Origin of the sequence: Allotamlana fucoidanivorans (assembly GCF_006265225.1) — a bacterium.
Classification (GTDB): Bacteria; Bacteroidota; Bacteroidia; order Flavobacteriales; family Flavobacteriaceae; genus Allotamlana; species Allotamlana fucoidanivorans.
The window spans coordinates 96,170-113,354 of sequence record NZ_VDCS01000010.1 but is presented as its reverse complement, the minus strand read 5'-3'; the positions used below and the strand labels follow the sequence as shown (position 1 = coordinate 113,354).

15 protein-coding genes are annotated in these 17,185 nt (G+C 34.3%); 11 read left to right on the top strand and 4 right to left on the bottom strand.

What is annotated here, in order from left to right; all coding sequences use genetic code 11:
• Positions 1 to 11: 11 nt before the first annotated feature.
• The 6 genes from FGF67_RS11365 (at position 12) to FGF67_RS11340 (ending at position 8,602) form a co-directional block, all read left to right on the top strand.
• Positions 12 to 1,292, top strand: coding sequence for a glycosyltransferase (locus tag FGF67_RS11365; protein WP_139697839.1), 1,281 nt, complete (start codon positions 12 to 14; stop codon positions 1,290 to 1,292).
• A 40-nt stretch (positions 1,293 to 1,332) separates the two neighbouring features.
• Positions 1,333 to 2,211, top strand: coding sequence for a carbohydrate kinase family protein (locus tag FGF67_RS11360; RefSeq protein WP_139697837.1), 879 nt, complete (start codon positions 1,333 to 1,335; stop codon positions 2,209 to 2,211).
• A gap of 257 nt (positions 2,212 to 2,468) precedes the next feature.
• Positions 2,469 to 3,974, top strand: coding sequence for an alpha-amylase family glycosyl hydrolase (locus tag FGF67_RS11355; protein WP_158293216.1), 1,506 nt, complete (start codon positions 2,469 to 2,471; stop codon positions 3,972 to 3,974).
• Between the two features lie 337 nt (positions 3,975 to 4,311).
• Positions 4,312 to 4,896: a GrpB family protein gene (locus FGF67_RS11350; RefSeq protein WP_139697832.1), complete on the top strand. Its 585-nt coding sequence runs from the start codon at positions 4,312 to 4,314 to the stop codon at positions 4,894 to 4,896.
• 446 nt (positions 4,897 to 5,342) lie between these two features.
• Complete coding sequence (locus FGF67_RS11345) at positions 5,343 to 5,861, top strand: hypothetical protein (RefSeq protein WP_233244064.1); 519 nt, start codon at positions 5,343 to 5,345, stop codon at positions 5,859 to 5,861.
• A gap of 35 nt (positions 5,862 to 5,896) precedes the next feature.
• Positions 5,897 to 8,602, top strand: a complete 2,706-nt coding sequence (locus FGF67_RS11340; protein ID WP_139697828.1) for a GH116 family glycosyl hydrolase — start codon at positions 5,897 to 5,899, stop codon at positions 8,600 to 8,602.
• A 695-nt stretch (positions 8,603 to 9,297) separates the two neighbouring features.
• Here the strand turns inward: FGF67_RS11340 and FGF67_RS11335 are convergent.
• Positions 9,298 to 9,849 carry a helix-turn-helix transcriptional regulator gene (locus tag FGF67_RS11335; protein ID WP_158293215.1) on the bottom strand — a complete coding sequence of 184 codons (552 nt, stop codon included), beginning with the start codon at positions 9,847 to 9,849 and terminating at the stop codon, positions 9,298 to 9,300.
• Positions 9,850 to 9,972: 123 nt separating this feature from the next.
• A complete protein-coding gene (locus FGF67_RS11330) occupies positions 9,973 to 10,284 on the bottom strand; it encodes a hypothetical protein (RefSeq protein WP_139697824.1) in 312 nt (103 codons plus the stop codon).
• Positions 10,285 to 10,444: 160 nt separating this feature from the next.
• On the opposite strand from FGF67_RS11330, the gene FGF67_RS11325 reads away from it, so the two are divergent.
• The 5 genes from FGF67_RS11325 to FGF67_RS11305 all read left to right on the top strand — a co-directional run bounded on the left by FGF67_RS11325 (position 10,445) and on the right by FGF67_RS11305 (position 15,383).
• Positions 10,445 to 11,743, top strand: a complete 1,299-nt coding sequence (locus tag FGF67_RS11325) for a serine hydrolase domain-containing protein (protein WP_139697822.1) — start codon at positions 10,445 to 10,447, stop codon at positions 11,741 to 11,743.
• A 600-nt stretch (positions 11,744 to 12,343) separates the two neighbouring features.
• On the top strand, positions 12,344 to 12,742 hold the full coding sequence (locus tag FGF67_RS11320) for a hypothetical protein (protein ID WP_139697820.1): 399 nt from the start codon (positions 12,344 to 12,346) through the stop codon (positions 12,740 to 12,742).
• Positions 12,743 to 13,339: 597 nt separating this feature from the next.
• Positions 13,340 to 13,927: a Crp/Fnr family transcriptional regulator gene (locus tag FGF67_RS11315; protein ID WP_139697818.1), complete on the top strand. Its 588-nt coding sequence runs from the start codon at positions 13,340 to 13,342 to the stop codon at positions 13,925 to 13,927.
• An 89-nt stretch (positions 13,928 to 14,016) separates the two neighbouring features.
• Positions 14,017 to 14,850, top strand: a complete 834-nt coding sequence (locus tag FGF67_RS11310; RefSeq protein WP_139697817.1) for an oxidoreductase — start codon at positions 14,017 to 14,019, stop codon at positions 14,848 to 14,850.
• A gap of 71 nt (positions 14,851 to 14,921) precedes the next feature.
• Positions 14,922 to 15,383: an SRPBCC family protein gene (locus FGF67_RS11305; RefSeq protein ID WP_139697815.1), complete on the top strand. Its 462-nt coding sequence runs from the start codon at positions 14,922 to 14,924 to the stop codon at positions 15,381 to 15,383.
• Positions 15,384 to 15,629: 246 nt separating this feature from the next.
• Here FGF67_RS11305 and FGF67_RS11300 read toward each other — a convergent pair whose 3' ends face one another.
• Together FGF67_RS11300 and FGF67_RS11295 are read right to left on the bottom strand one after the other, a co-directional pair.
• Positions 15,630 to 16,436 (bottom strand): DUF6503 family protein, encoded by an 807-nt coding sequence (locus FGF67_RS11300; RefSeq protein ID WP_139697813.1) that lies wholly within the window; start codon positions 16,434 to 16,436, stop codon positions 15,630 to 15,632.
• 182 nt (positions 16,437 to 16,618) lie between these two features.
• Positions 16,619 to 17,185, bottom strand: a complete 567-nt coding sequence (locus tag FGF67_RS11295; protein WP_139697810.1) for a YdeI/OmpD-associated family protein — start codon at positions 17,183 to 17,185, stop codon at positions 16,619 to 16,621.

Genomic DNA, 17,185 nt, shown 5'->3' with positions numbered 1-17,185 from the left:
AAATAAATATTATGAAGTCGATATTAATGATCTCGCTACACGGATATGTTGCTGCAAACCCAGAACTTGGAAAGCCCGACACTGGCGGCCAGGTGGTTTATGTTTTAGAATTAGCTGAGCGCTTTAGTCGATTAGGCAAAAGAGTTGATTTAGTGACACGTCAATTTGAAGACCAACCTGAATATGACCATGTTCATGAGAATTATAATGTTTGGCGTATTCCCTTTGGGGGCAAAAAGTTCATCAGAAAGGAGGATATGCATGATCATTTAAAAAAGTTTGTCACCAATTGTTTGGCGGCTATCAAGAATGAAAATAAAAAGTATGATGTGGTTTATTCTCATTATTGGGATGCTGGATGGGCTGGACAAAAAATAGCCGAAGAACTTGGTATTTCACATGTACATACCCCACATTCAGTAGGGTGGTGGAAACAACATACCATGGGAAGCGATATGGATGAAAAGGAAATGGAGAAAACCTATCGTTTTAAGGAACGCATTAGAAAAGAGTATTTTGTCTATCAAATGTGTAATCATATTATAGCGACCACCATTCCGCAGGTAGATTTACTGACAAAACAATATGATGTGTTACCAAAAAATTGCACCATGATTCCGCCAGGTATTGATGAAAACAGGTTTTATCCGGTGCCTTCAAAAGAAAATGATAAAATTAGAACCAAGTACGACATCCATCCAACTGATATTTTAACCTTAGGAAGAATGGCGCATAATAAGGGATACGATTTATTAATACAGGCCTTGCCTACGGTTTTTGAACTTTGTCCCGAGGCACGATTAGTGGCGGCTATAGGTAGTGATCATTCAGACCAAGATGATGCGGGTGTAAAAACGCTTAAAAAGTTAGCAACCGAGTTAGGGGTGATGGAAAAGATTAAATGGAAAAGTTATATTGCCGATGAAGATTTAGCCAATGTGTACCGATCGGCAAACATCTTTGCAATGCCGTCACGCTATGAGCCTTTTGGTATGGTTGCTATTGAAGCTATGGCCTGCGGTACACCAAGCGTTATTACGGTGCATGGAGGCTTGTATGATTTGATAGATTTTGGAAATCAGGCCTTGTTTGCCGATCCCCACAGACCGCTAGAATTTGGGACTATGATGGCTATGCCGCTATTATATCCTAAAATGCGTAATGAGTTATCTGTTGAAGGTGCGCGTTTTGCTAGACGAAATTTTGGGTGGACGGGCATAGCTAAACGTATAATAGAAGTGTTTAAAAGTTCAATTAATCAACGAACAATGGAATCTAATTTGTTTTATTAAGACATCCGAATATAATATTGTAACTACTGAAACTTTCCTTATGAGTCATATTGTTTGCTTTGGAGAAATATTGTGGGATATTTTTCCTGAGAATAAGAAAATAGGAGGGGCACCACTTAATGTGGCGCTGCGTTTGGCAGCCTTTGGCCATGACGTGACTATGATTAGTGCGGTTGGGAAAGATGCTCTAGGTGACAAATTAATTGCTTATGTAAAAGAGCATCATGTAAACGTTCGTTGTATTCAAAAGTTTGATGCCCATGCAACAGGATCGGTTCTAGTAAGTTTAAATGATAAAGGTTCGGCAACTTATACTATAGAATACCCAAGAGCTTGGGATAAAATTGAAACAACCGCACAAGGAGAAAAAGTAGTTAAGGCAGCCGATGCTTTTGTTTTTGGAAGTTTAGTAGCTAGAGATGCAGTGTCCAAAGCTACCCTGAAAAATTATTTGAATCTGGCGTCATATAAGATATTCGACCTGAATTTAAGACCTCCATTTTACTCAAAAAAATTACTGATTGAATTAATGTTAGCCTCTGATTTTATAAAATTTAATGATGATGAACTTTATGAAGTTAGTGCGTATTTGAATTCACCATTTAGAGGCCTAGAACAGAATTTAAAATTTATTGCCAATAAAACTAATACGCCAAGTATATGTGTTACTAAAGGTGCCTTTGGTGCGGTTTTATGGCACCAAGAGCGCCTATTTTATAATAGTGGTTACAAAATTGAAGTGGTTGATACCGTTGGAGCAGGAGATGCTTTTCTAGGAACTTTAATAAGTTATTTATTAAACAATGAGCCTCCTCAAAAAGCTATTGATTATGGCTGTGCGGTAGGTGCTATGGTAGCACAAAGCAAGGGCGCAAATCCTAGCATATCATTATTAGATATTGAACGGTTTATGGGGTAGACTAGTAGCTACAAACACGTCTTTTAAAGCACTGTCCTGTAATACGATTTGTTTGTTGGGATTTTTTATAGGCTAAATGGTATCTTTGGTAAGTTTATATGGAATTGGCGATAATTTAGAATATGATACAACCAAAGAATTTATACTTAATTTTTTTAATTCTGATGTTGCTAATTGCAGGATGTAGACAGTTGTCAATTGAAAAGCGGACTCTCGAATCAACTAATAAAGTAGCGTTAGAAGAAGAAATATTTTATTTGATATTTCCACGAAGTTTTTTCGATAGTAATGGTGATAGAATCGGTGATTTAAACGGTGTTACTCAGCAGCTAGATTATATCCAAGATTTGGGTATTACTTCAATAATTATGACACCATTGTATCCTTCATCCTATTATCATAATTATTTTACACATGACTACTATGGCATTGATTCTGAATTCGGTACTGTGGATGACTACTTCAATATGGTAAAGGAGATTCATCGCAGAGGAATGAAATTCTATATGGATACCGAACTTCAATATGTAATCAAGGAGCACCCCTGGTTTGGAGAGTCATTTCAAAACCCAAATTCGGAATTTAGCAATTATGTTATGTATAAAGACAGCTTAAATACAGAACCAGAAACAATGGTTTTTGACCTTAAGGGATTAAAATCATATGATGGATATTATACGGACATCACGATTGTAAACCTGTATAAGGAAGAAGTTGCTGAATATATTAAGGATTATTATGCTTTCTGGGTAGATCCTAATGGAGATGGTTCCTTTGAGGATGGTGTGGATGGATTTCGGATAGATGCATTTCATAATGATCAGTTAAAGAAGGGAATTTTAACCAATTTGGCACAAGGTTTTTGGAAGCCAATAATTGATAACAGCAAGCGCATTAATCCAGACGTGACTTTTGTAGCTGAACAGGCGACATGGGATGATGGTGATGCACATTCGTGGATGAAAAAATCTGGCGTTGAAGTAGCATATTCTTTTGGGCTTCACTTCAACGTTAATAATCCAACCATTTTAAGAGAGTATTTCAAGTGGTCAAAACAGGATCTTCCAGAAGGAAAGAACATGTTTGCTTTTTTGGATCAACATGATACAGATCGAGTATTAAGTAAGATTGGCAACAATACTGCGAAAAACAAGCAATTGGCAACACTAACTTATTTAATGAAGTTTATTCCATATATCTATTATGGGCAGGAAATAGGAATGACTGGCAAAAGAGAAGAATTAATTAGACATGAAAGTCTTCTGGAACTAAGTGATGGTCTCGATATTTCAGTAAGAGAACCGTTTGAATGGACAGCGGATATTAACGAAGCTGGAAATGCACTTTGGTTTGAAAACGTCCAGCCTTATTGGGAAAAAAAATCTATAAAATCAAAAGATGGAATTTCAGTTGAAGAGCAAATTAACAATCCTAATTCATTGTTGAATTTCTATCGCAAAATTTTAAAATTTAGATCTTCAAACTCTGCATTTACAACAGGCGAATTTGAAATAATACAGCATGAAAATGATTCTACCTTCACCTATTGTCGATGGAACAATTTGTCTGGTTATATTTTAGCTTTCAATTTAACGGACCAAGCAACATCTATGATAATAAATACAGAGGAACTTCCTTTTGAGCCTTCCGAAAACAGTTGGAAAACTGTATTTAGTGATGATGAAAGTCAATTCAGTTCATTAAATGAGAATATTGAAATTCAGATGGTTAAAAATGGTTTTATTATTCTCGAATCAAAATAACAATCACCAAACAATGTATATGTGATAATGCTCTCTATCGATTGCACAATGCATATACTAACCATTGTGTTTAACGCATACAGTATTTTCTTGATAATCCCTTTTGGTTTGCATTTTTAAAAATAAGAATTTACACACATATCTTAAAATTTTAAACTATATTTAAGTGTTGTGTAACAGGCACAATTACTATATTTCATTGTGGGCTTTGTCCTAAATTTTAAACTTTGTACTTTTAATCCGGTATGATTACATAAGCGGAAAAGTCTAATGACGTTTTTCACAACGTAATCATAGCCTAAACCATTGTGATTCATTATCAATCAACCAAAAAATAATGACAAAAACATTATACGATTTGACTAAAGAGGATTGGAATACACTTTTCCCAATTGAATTGGTTGACCATAATCCTGAGTGGAAAAATATCTATGAAAATGAGAAACAGCGGATTTTAGAAAAGGTCGGACAAAAAACAATATTAAGAATTGAGCACTTTGGCAGTTCATCAATTACATCAATAAAATCTAAACCGTATATCGACTTAATGATTGAAATTCCAAAAGATTTATTGTTTGACGAGCAATTAATAGCCCAATTCACTGAACTGGGCTATTCCCATTTCAAAGTTCCAGCAAGAGAAACTATTGAGGAATATTCAACATTTGGAAAAGGATATAATATTGATGGAAAAAAAGAACAGGTTTTTCACATTCATATGTGTCCAAAAGATAATGTAATGTGGAAACAATTAGACTTTCGAGACTATCTAAATGTGAATAAAAAACGAGCAAAAGAATACGAAGTTTTAAAAATTGAATTAGCGTCTAAGTTTAAAAACGATAGAGGCTCGTATGTACTAGGAAAAACAGATTTCGTCAAAGAGACATTAAAATTAATACAATGCCTAAATAAAGGCTAAATAATTTCAAGTATTATGTATAAATATGATAAAGTTATCAGACGTTATTCAAAACCATTTAAACTGAAAATAAGAAGTTAAAATTGGTTTCTATGACTGAAAAATGTTGATTTAATTTAAAATCTTCTTTCTATTATGTTTTTAAAAATCATACCAATCAAACGCCAACAGAATACATTCAAAACAAACAATAATAAGGCAAGAAGAATTGCTGTTTATTATCTAAAACAAACTATACATATCAATTATAGACTCAATACATAGATCTCAATTATTCAGTAAGTTACAAGTCCTAAATTGCTATGAGACTTATTGCAATATCCATGGGATACGTATTTTTTTGTAATCTATTTTACTATCCGTAATTTTATAAACCTAATCGGATTATTCCTCTTAAATTATGGTTTATGAAATATTTCAAAAGGATTAACTACCTGCTGTTTCTTGTGATTTTTATTTTAGCAAGTTGTTCGGGTACAAATAACAACACAAGCACAAATGATCTTAGTTGGGAAAACCAGCTCAAATCTCAGATTCAACTTTTAGGACATCGTAATTGGATTGTTGTTGCCGATGCGGCTTATCCGCTTCAAAGTAACCCGGGTATTACCACCATACTTAGTAACAATGACCACATTACAACTATCAAAAAAGTAAATGCACTTATTCAGCAACAAAAGCATATCAAGCCAATTACTTTTTTAGATAAGGAACTTGACTTTATTCCAGAAGAAGATGCACCTGGTGTTGCCTTGTTTCGTGCTAACATTAAAACTTTTCTTACAGGAGAAATAAAAAAAGAAGTGCACGAAGATATTATCTACAAGCTCGACAAAGCTTCTGAGTTATTCAACGTAATAATAATAAAGACCGATTATACCATACCCTATACTTCGGTATTTTACCAGCTTGACTGCAAGTATTGGAATAATGAAGCAGAAAAGCGCTTAAGAACAATGTTATAGAAAAAAAAGCAAAAAATAGTTTTAAAAAAAAGAGTATGATTCAAAAAAAGTATTTATTTCTGGTATTTTCATTATTACCACTAGGTCTATTTGCACAACACGACAAAAATGATGCTTATATCCCTTTGGAAAAAAATATAGACGCTGATTGGGTAAAATCTTTATATGAGAAGGGAGAGCAAAAAGTATATAAAGGTGCTGAATTAAAATGGATTGGAATGCCTTGTGGTGGCATTGGGACAGGACAAGTATACATAACTGGAGATGGAGAACTTTGCTTTTTCGAATCTGTTTATAACCAACAGCAACAACCCAATGCAGGTCACGGCTTATCCACAGGTTATCAATATTTGTATCCACAGGAACGCGTGTCAAAAGTAAAAAGTAGCTTTTCTATAGCAATTAAAGAAGAAGGAAAAGATGCGACCAATTACAGCCTGACTAGCAATGACTTTAATGCCATAGAATTTATAGGTGAATATCCTTTGGCGAAATTGAAATATGAAAAAACTGACGAAGAACTTCCTGTCGAAATTCGTTCCGAAGTTTTCTCTCCTTTTGTACCATTGAACGTGCGAAGCTCTGCCAACCCTGTTATAGTGCTAAAGTATGCGCTTTCAAATACTAGTGATAAATCCGTAGAGATAAACATTAATGGAATATTAAGGAACATTCATTTCCCAGAGAAAGCTAAAGTTGAGTACCGTAATTCTACTTTAAAATCAAAAGGTGTATCCGGAATTTCTTTTGAGATGAAGCCTTTAAGTTCAGATTCTACATTATTAAAACACCCTCAGCTGGGTGGCTTTACTTTAAGTGTATTGGATACAAAAGCTGAATTATTAACTGATAAAGATAAGGGTATTACCGCAACTACAACCTCAAAAGAGCCTGTTACTGGAAGCGTAGGTTCCAGCATTACGCTAAAACCGAACCAAACAAAGGAAATCACCTTTCTAATATCATGGTATTTTCCAAATTATTACGAAAATGGTAGACGGTATAAAATAGCAAGCGCGGAAGCACCAGGTTGGGTTGGACATATTTATAACAATTGGTATAACAACTCCAATGATGTAGCCAAATATGTTGCTGCCAATTTCGATGATCTTTATGGAAAAACGAAACTATTTAGAGAAAGCTATAACGATAATACTTTACCTTATTGGCTATCAAATCGTATAACCATGCCGGTTTCTACCTTAGCAGCTGGTAACGTAGCCATTTGGGAAAATGGAAGATTTTATGCTTATGAAGGCGTAGGATTTTGTATGGGTACCTGCGGCCACGTTTATAATTTTGTAACAGCCATTTCTAAATTGTTTCCTGAGTTGGAACGTTCTGTTCGTTTACTTCAGGATTTCAATTATTCAACAGCATATAGTACTTCGGGACGAATTAATTTTCGAGGTTATTTACCGAATGACCCCAATGTTCCGCATAGTTATGCCTCCGATGCACAAAGTGGTTATGTTCTAAAAGCCTACCGTGAACATTTAATGTCACCAAATAACGATTTTCTGGATTCAATTTGGGAACAAGTAAAAGGGGCAATAGGATATCATATTTTTAAGGATGGTGCCGAAATTGGTTTAGAACCCAACGGTGTGTTGGAGGGAGAACAAACCTTTTGGGACCCGATGTGGTATGGGCCAAATCCATACAACAACACCTTGTATTTAGCTGCATTAAGGGCTGCTGAAGAAATGGCTATTATTCAAGGAGAACCTGAATTGGCTGCAAGATATCATGCTATATTTAAATCGGGTCAAAAATTTATGGATGAAAAAATGTGGAATGGAGAATTCTACTATCATTTGTACCCAGTTGGTTTTAATGGAAATGTGGGGGTTAAAAATGGCTTTAAATTGCCAGAAGAGATTGATGATAATGCCAGAAGCTATGTAAAAGCATTTAACGAAGGTCGATCGGGATATTTCCCTGGAACTGCTTGTGATGCACAACAGCTTTTTGGCCAGAACTGGGCAAACCAACTTGGCTTAGGATACATTTTGTCTCCTGAAAAATGCAAAAAAGCAGCTAAAAGTATATTTAAATATAATTGGACACCTGATATTGCAACCATTTATGATTTCGAAAAACCCAATGCCAGAGTACTGGCAGCAAAAGGAGAGGCGGCCATGATTAATGGTGGCTGGTCTAAAGAAAAACCACGAAGTTTTGAAAACACACATGATAAAACAAATGTGTGGACAGGCCTAGAATACGAGGCATCTTGTGATATGATAAACGAAGGTTTATTAGACGAAGCATTAGTTTCTATTAGGTCTATTCACGACCGTTACGATGGAGCAAAACGTAATCCATGGAGCGAAGTAGAAGGTTCCGATCACTATTCACGGGCCATGCATTCATGGAATATTTTATTAGCAATAAGCGGATTTACTTTTGACGGTCCTGCAGGAAAATTAGGATTTGCTCCAAAACTAGACCCTAAGAACTTCAAAAGCTTTTTTTCTGCCGCTGAAAGTTGGGGAAATATTAGCCAAACGATTGAAGGAGGTACTCAAACACAAATAATTGAACTAAAATATGGAAAACTACGTTTAAAACAAATGAAGTTTTCCTTAAATGAAGATTTAAACAAAACGACAGCTCAAGTTTTTATTGGAGAAAAAACTGTTCAAGCATCTGTAAAAATTGACAACTCTGAATTGATAGTCATTTTTGATAAAGAAATAATACTACAGCAAGGACAAGTTTTAAAGGTTATCATTTAAGGATTAAACTAAATAGACGAGAATATACTAAAGGGGTATTATTTGAAGACAATCCAAAACTATAAGCACCATGCGGTAAAACAATTCGAAACGAACAGAATTATTAACCCTACATGCATATGCTTTGAATTGCCTCATGGGTAAACCTCCTATAATATTTACTTTTGTTGGCTTTCAATACATTGTACATCTTTTCAATAGGGTATAAATACTTATAATTGACTATAAATCTATAGATTTTCCATCCCTCTATGAATAGATGTGCTCGGTTTTTTAAAGAAGCTCTAGTTCTTTTTCTTTAAGGATTTACATAATTTTAGCTTTAAAGTATCATTTAAAATAGGCTTTTAGACTTATGGGCCTTATTCTATTTTGATACTTTAAGGCAATTATATATCCTTTAGACATTTACCCATCTATTCATTTAATTATATTCTCCCTTTGGTAACACAGTTGAACTGTTTGTGCTTTAAATTCTGAATTTATATCATTTTTTCATACTACTAACTATTTACTTATAACAAATGGTTTTAAATTTTTTGTCCTATAAAACGTAAAAACTCCATAATACTGATTATAATAGTAGTTTACGCGATAAAAGAGAGACTATTTTTTAATTAAATGACAGTCTGAATAGGATGATGTATTCCAAAAACCAATAAGGGGCTGCGTTACAAAAACTACCAACTTTGGTGTTACAAAGGGATCACCTCTTTCGGGCTAATACCCTTTATCTTTTTAAACATTAGCGAAAATTTCGATATATTCTGATAGCCTAAATCATAGCCTACTTCGGTAACAGAATATTGGCCCGAACGCAGTCGCAGATAAGCTTCATCCATTTTAGCCTGAGTATAAAAGGCATAGACGGTAGTATTGTATAAGGTTTTAAAGTCACGTTTGAGTTTAGACTGGCTGATAGCAAAACGATTGGTCACATCTTCAATATTCACTTTATCCTCTAGATGGGTTAATAAGTAGTTTTTTATCTCCAACAGCCGTTTATAATCATCAATGTGCAAACCGTTTAGTTCATCTTTGTCCAATTGCTTTTTTATTGTTTTCATCAGGACTGGTAGTATTTCAAGACCTCGTGCCATTACTAAGGGAATGCGCCCAAAGGTTGAATTCTCATAAAAGAACAACTCATCCAACATTTTGTCCAGTTCAGAATTTATGCCTATATGATAGGCTTTGGCCTCGCCGTTGCCAAAAAGGGTATCCATTAATTCTATGGCTTCAGGCATCAGTTTGTTCAATGCTTTTTTTGAAAACTTATAGCCCATCGATTGAATATCACTTCGTGCCGGGAACGCAGATGTAAACGGAAACATCCCATTATAAATAAAGATACCGTTGGAACTGCCGGCCTAGGTGTACTTTAAACTATCTTGATAGTTTTGCTTAATTTGCCCTTGGTTAATCATGTTAAAATGATAATAATCAGGGCGTTCATCGGGCATTCGCTCTACAATGATTTCTTTGGGAAAATTTATTTGAGCCACCAAAAGATCGAATTCCTCAATAAAATTGTAGTACGAAAACTGGAGTCCATTTTTGGCAGATTCAACAATCAGTCGATTTTCATAAATCTTTCCACCAAACTTGTCAATGAAAGCATCCATATAGTTGGTTGCTTCACCTTCTTTTAGTTTAATATGAACTGACGTACGTTGTTCCATAGTCATTAAAAATATGAAAAAGAACTAACTTAATGCGTATTTCCATCTGCAGTTTTGAACCTTTTGGGTTGTTCTCTGGACGTATTTGGCCTAGCCTTTAATGCTGATTTTTTCATCTTTGTCTTATCAAATTAGAAATGAATATTAAAATATAATAGCAATGAAAACGATTAGAACAATATTACTACATGCATTGATGGGTATTACAGGTTTATTTATAACAAATGCCCAGGAGATGAAACCTTCACCCGTATCTGTTTTCTCAGAAAGTGCATCACCCGAACAAGCATTGGAGTACCGCAGGGAATACCGCGCCAAAGATTTCTTGATAAACGGCGATAGAGGGACATACAGTTTTATTAGTGTGCCTGAGATGTACCAGACTGCTACCGTTTATCGCAGTGGTGGACAGGTGGCCATGCTCGAAAAAGATATTGATGCATCGCTATTGAACACCATGACCGATACCGATGCCGGTAAAATGCCTTTGAAAGCTTTATTGAGGGATGAAGCTGTCCGAATGCAAGGTCTGTTAGTCATTCATGATGGTATAATTGTATTGGAAGAGTACCCTGGAATGCGTGAACTAGATAAACACAGCTGGTTCTCGGCTTCAAAACAAATATTAGGTATTATGGTGCATATCCTAGAAGAAGAAGGATTGATTGATCTTGAGCAAACTGTCAACCACTACTTGCCCGATTATAACAATGAAGATTGGAGAAAAGTTAAAGTTAAGCACCTTTTACATCACGTATCTGGAATGGACTATGTGGAAACCAATGCCAATTTTATGAACCTTGAGCATGCCTTGGCAAGAGTTACCTCTTATGCCTTGGCCTCCCGTCATGAGGAAGGCGGACAGTCGGCCTATAATATATTAAAAGAGGTGAAAAGTTATATTGAACCCGGTGTAAAATTCGATTATGCTTCCCCAAACACCCAAATTCTTGGTTTTATTGTGGAGCGAGTTACCGGTAAAAAATATGAGAAAATTGTTGCCGAAAGTATATGGACACAAGTAGGAATGGAAAGTGATGGTCACTATGCATTATCAGCCCAAGGAGAACCTATTTCGGCCGGATACTTTACCTCTCGTTTGCGCGATATGGGTCGTTTTGGTATGTTGTATACACCAAGCTGGAACAAAGTGGCCGAAAAGCAAATTATAAGCGATACTTACTTCGATAAGGTGTATGAGACCACTTATGCCGATGCCCTTAAAAAAGGTGTTGAAACCGATAAATCGAAATATTTTAAAGATGGCCAGTCGCATGCCACATATCAGTGGGATATGGTTTTTGATGATGGTGACTTGTACAAAGCTGGTCGTTACGGACAAGGAATTTATGTGTCACCGGAAACCAACACGGTAGTCGTGTTTTTCTCAAGTGTATACCTGAATCAATTGTATATTCCTGGTTTCGCCCGTCAGTTAGTGCAGCAGCATTATCGTTAATCAGTATCATAATCAAACATTACAAGCTAGCTTTGAATCATCAGAGCGGGCTTTTTTTGGTTGCAAGTCCAACATTAAAAAAAAAGGAGTGAAACTTCAATCTAATTCTGCTTAAAAATATTTTGGTAACATAATAAACATCCCAACCTTTAAAAATAATTGGAACATTGTAATCAATCAAAGGCTTAACTGTTTTATACAAACAGGGTATGCTGCATCATGACCAATAGCTAGTCAATGATAAAATTCTTATTTTAAAATAAAGTGTTTTAAAGGGATTGGCTACAATTCAGGGAACCTTAAATCTTATATATTTTTTAATGAAGAATATAATGGATAGATATTTTTAAAACAATTGTGGCCATAATCTAAAAAGGCAGGTCAATAAATGGAAAAAATACTGAACCCTGTGTTATAAATAATAGAGAATCGCTATGAAAATCAAAAATAATTCTTACTTTTAAAACGATTTACTTTTGTAAAAAGTAAATCCACCAAAACCTTTACTTTTCATATGCTGCATTGACATTCATTTGAATGTATGGAATAAAATGGAATTCGAAACACGTTAAATTTAGAAATGATTTAATTTTATAAAGAATGAAAAAACTATTATTTATTACAGCTATTGCAATTTTAGTTTCATGTTCAAAAGATGACAAACCAGCTAGAACTATGTACGATATTACATATACAGTGATTGCATCAAATGGAGCGACAATAAACAAGGTAGTCTACAGAAATAGTCAAGGAAACCTTGTAGAACTAACCAATGTTACTTCACCTTGGACTATTAATCTCAATGTAAGAGCTGGGCTTGGTTTAGAGGCAGCCGCTTATGGAGATATTCCTTATCAAGGAGTATTAAGTATAACTGCTGTTTGGGTACCTGAAGGAGGAGATTCCAAATCAGAAACACAAACATTACCAAATGATACTCCTAATTCAACTATTAATAATGGAAAAGTGGAAATTTCGGGTAGAACTTTACCCGATTAATTTTTTCCTTTAAGAAAAACGAAATTCCAACAACAGTAATCGTTACACAAGCCCTTCATTTTTAAAAAACAAGATACAAAACGTCCTTTTCAAGGGCGTTTATTGTTTTTGATAGTTATTTATCATCTAAAATCAAGATGGGCTTAGGCTAAAAGTAAGGTCTGTCATGCCTTTATACATGCAAAAAACGAATTTGCAGACTAGTCGTCCCTCGTTTACTGTGTTTTTCTATGAATTTCAAGTCCGTCATAATACCCTTTGGTTTGTTTATACAGAAATTCTAATGCTAATACATCTTTTAAACTGCAATAGAAATTGTGCTCCAGTACACAAACACTTAACTGAAAATTATTAAATAATTTCTCCTGATACTCTCATCTTTCTTGCATCTCTAAAAATAAGAACTTTCATTTAAAACTTAAAATTTTGAATTATATTTGAGTGTTGTGCAACAGGTACAACGTATAAAAAAAATGCTAGTTATAGCTAAACTAAAGAAACACGCTAGCTGTAATTATTATGACTGCACATTCCTGAAGTAGGTTGACTAAAAATTAGACCCTGAAATGATGGCTCTTATAAAATTAGAAAGTAGTTATGGAAAATCACAAAAATATATTAAATAACATTAAGCGATATGTTGACCTAAATGAGAGTGATAGTAAACAATTTAGTGCCATTATAACTACATTAAAAGTAAAGCGCAGACAATTTATTGTTCAACCTGGCTTTTTGTGTTCTTGTCAAACTTATGTTTTAAAAGGTGCGTTGAGAAGTTATTTTATTAATAACGAAGGCGTTGATCATACAATCCAGTTTGCAATAGAAGATTGGTTTATTAGTGATTTTAGTAGTTATATAAATCAAGAGCCAGCTTCACTTTTTGTAGAAGCTCTTGAAGATTCAATCATTCAACAAATTACGTACGATGACGTTGAAAAATTATGCCGCGAAAACCCAAAATTTGAACGTTTCTTTCGATTAGTTGCTCAAAAATCTTTCGCTTTTTCTCAAAAACGTGTACTCTCCAATTTAGGTAAGTCAGCTGAAGAACGTTTCATAGAATTTCAAAATATTTACCCCGAGATTGTCTTACGTGTCCCACAGTATGCTTTAGCTTCCTATCTAGGAATGTCTGCCGAATTCTTGAGTAAAATTAGAAAACGTCTGGCAATAAAATCTTGAACTAGTTCAATCATATTTCCTGATGTAGTTCATTTTTCATCTTTTCATTACTCTTTTTCTTTGCTTCTAAAGAATTTATACATATTATCATGAGTAAAAAAATATGGTTAATAACAGGGGTTTCAAGTGGATTGGGTAAAGCACTTGCAGAAACTGTAATGACATCAGGAGGTTTTGTTATAGGGACTTTCAGAAAACAATCACAAGTAGAGTCGTTTAATCAAAAGAATAAGGGAAATGGTTTTGCCATTAAACTTGATATTACCAATTTGAATGATATAAACGAGGCGGTACAACTCCTTATTTCTAAATTTGGCAGAATTGAAGTATTAGTCAATAATGCAGGAATTGGTTTTGTTGGTGCTATTGAAGAAAGTAGTATAGAAGAAGTTAAAGCAGTCTTTGATGCCAATTTTTTTGGAGCACTCCAACTAACTCGAAGTGTTTTACCGTTCATGCGTAAAGAAAAAAACGGACATATTGTTCAAATATCCTCACATGGAGGGATTAAAGCATTTGCTGGATTTGGTATTTATAACGCCAGTAAATTTGCACTTGAAGGGTTCAGTGAAGCTCTTGCGCAAGAGGTAAATCCAATTGGACTTAAAGTTTCTATTATTGAGCCAGGTCCATTCCGTACAAAGTTTGCCAGTGACAGTTTAAAAGAAGCGAAAAAAAGGCTTTCGGATTATTCAGAAACTGCTGGAGCTTTTAGAGTCAAATTAAGAGGGGTTGACGGAAAACAAGAAGGCGACCCAGTAAAAGCCTCAAAGGCTATCATTGACATAGTTAACTCAGATTCTCTAACACTTCGCTTTCCGCTAGGGAGAATAGCACTATCAACAATAGCAGCAAAGGTAGAAAGTGTAAAAAAGGATTTAGAAAACAATAGAACTATAGCAGAAGGCACCGTGTTTAAATAGCGAAAACAATTCCTCAACACTTTAAAAAGGGTACCAACTATTGTAGTGATTATAAATTTAAAAGCTTTAAAATGAAAGGAGAATTGCAAGGACAAAATGAATTAATCATTGAGGCATCTGCAGATAAAATATGGGAAGTTCTAATTGATGGAACATTACTATCACAATGGATGACCATCGTAAAACATACTACAAGTGATACTGAAGCACTTAATACCGTGCGCCATTGCGATGTGGAAATGAATGGAAAACTTGGTAAAGTATCAGAAAAGTGTATACTTTTCAATGAGAAAAAAGAAATAGGATGGATTATGTTATCAGACGAATTTGGGATTAGTAAAATGTTTGGTAATTATGGATTTTCTTTTACTCTAGTTCCAGTATCGAGTAACAAAACCAAAGTCATCAATAAAGGCTATGGAGATCCAAAAGGATTCTTTAGTAGAGTGTTGAATTTGCTAATAATGAAAAGAATGAGTTCTAGAATGAGAATTAAAGCTTTGCATGGAATTAAACAACTAGTAGAACAGTAAGAAAATTAATCAATGGATTTACGTTAAGTATGGGAAAGAAAAAGTATTTAACGAATTTGAAGAAATTGTGATTCCTATTATTAGAAAATACAATGGACTACCTTCATTGGTTAGAAACCAATGAAAACACCAATGGACTCATTGGGAAACACCTTCCAAATATAGAATATCTAGACGCATACTGCAATGCTGGATTTATAATTATCTCAATCCGAATTGTTTAAATCAAAATTCAAACGACCTCTTTTATATTTTTATATAATTGTCTTTAATTTCGAATAGAGCCGCATCTGAATCAATGAACTCAACGTTTTTTATAATTCCCATTCCAATTTGTTTGGTTAGTCCTTTGGTGGCATGCCATTCCCAGAATGTCCATTTATGAGCCACAGGAATATTTTTTATGGTTTTAAAGTCTTGATATTTAATAGCATGCGGGTCATCTTCGGCGGCTTCTTTAGTTTTTCCAGCTGTAACAATATAGGCCACTACATCAATTAAATGCGTTTCTGGATTAGCATAAACAACATACCAATCATCGGGAGCATCACCAGTGTTAGCTTTAAAACTTAATTTTTTAGTATCATAATTTTTGCCATTTAAATTAGAATTTGGGTAGAAAGACCAAACCGTACCTTGATCACTCAACTTATAAGGAAACATAAAGAAATAATGCCAAGTATAAGCATGAAAACGAATCATCTTGGTGTTTTTAGCATCTGGTGAATGGTAAACATTTTGTTGGCTAAAAACTATTGTATCACCGTTGTTTAATTTTAATATTCCGTTAGAAGAATCTGTTGAAAATAGAGCTTTTCCATTAAGAATTTCGTTTCCACCAAACACAATACTAACATCAAAAGTAACTGCAGCTTTAGTTAAAAACGCCTTTTTTTGATATGCTTTTTCAATATTTGAAACATAAGGGTTGTCTATTTTTACTTTTGTTGAAAAAGTGGTTTCTGGTTTAGTTTCTTTGATGGTTTCTTCTTTTTTGTCTTTGCATGATAGTAAGCCTACAAACAAAAAACATAATAGTATGGTTCTTTTCACAGTTTGGTGTTTATAAATTTCCGAACTTTAGTCGAACAACATATGTATTCTTATCATTTAAATGGTTATTATTTAAAATAACCATAATGCTAAGTAGCTGTTGGGAAAATATAAAAGGAGGTTTATGGTATATTAATACTTTACTAGGTAGTATTTTGTTTATTGTTAAGGGAACAATGAAATTACCGACTTTTAATATTAAAAGCACACAAACGTATAATTTCATTAATGCGCTTTTGTTGTGTTTCTTTTCTCTTGGCACTATTTAGCCAAAATAAATAGCCTTTTTGGTAACTTTTGGCAAAACTTAAGTAGTTTTTATAAGCTTCAGGATTTTGGTTGAAAGCTTCTTTTAAATCTTTAGGAATGATACCATTTTCAACATCATCCACCGCTGTCCAAGCTCCATTTTGTTTGGCTACTTCAATACTTTTATAACCATGGTCTTGTATTAAACCTTTAGCATCAAGTTCTTCAATATACTTTTTATTTAATGCACTCCAAGAGCTTTTAGGATTCCTTGGTGAAAAATATTGACGTCTTTTTCCTCCCCCTAAACTTTGCACTTTAGAGTCTATCCAGCCAAAACACAGCGCAACTTTAACGGCTTCTTCCCAACGCATTGTTGGTAAACTCATGTTTAGTTTGTAAAATATAAGATACACTCCGTTGGTTTTAGCATGATTATTTAACAACCAATCATACCAGTCGGCATCGCGCTCAAAGTGTATTTCTGTAATAGCTTGCAA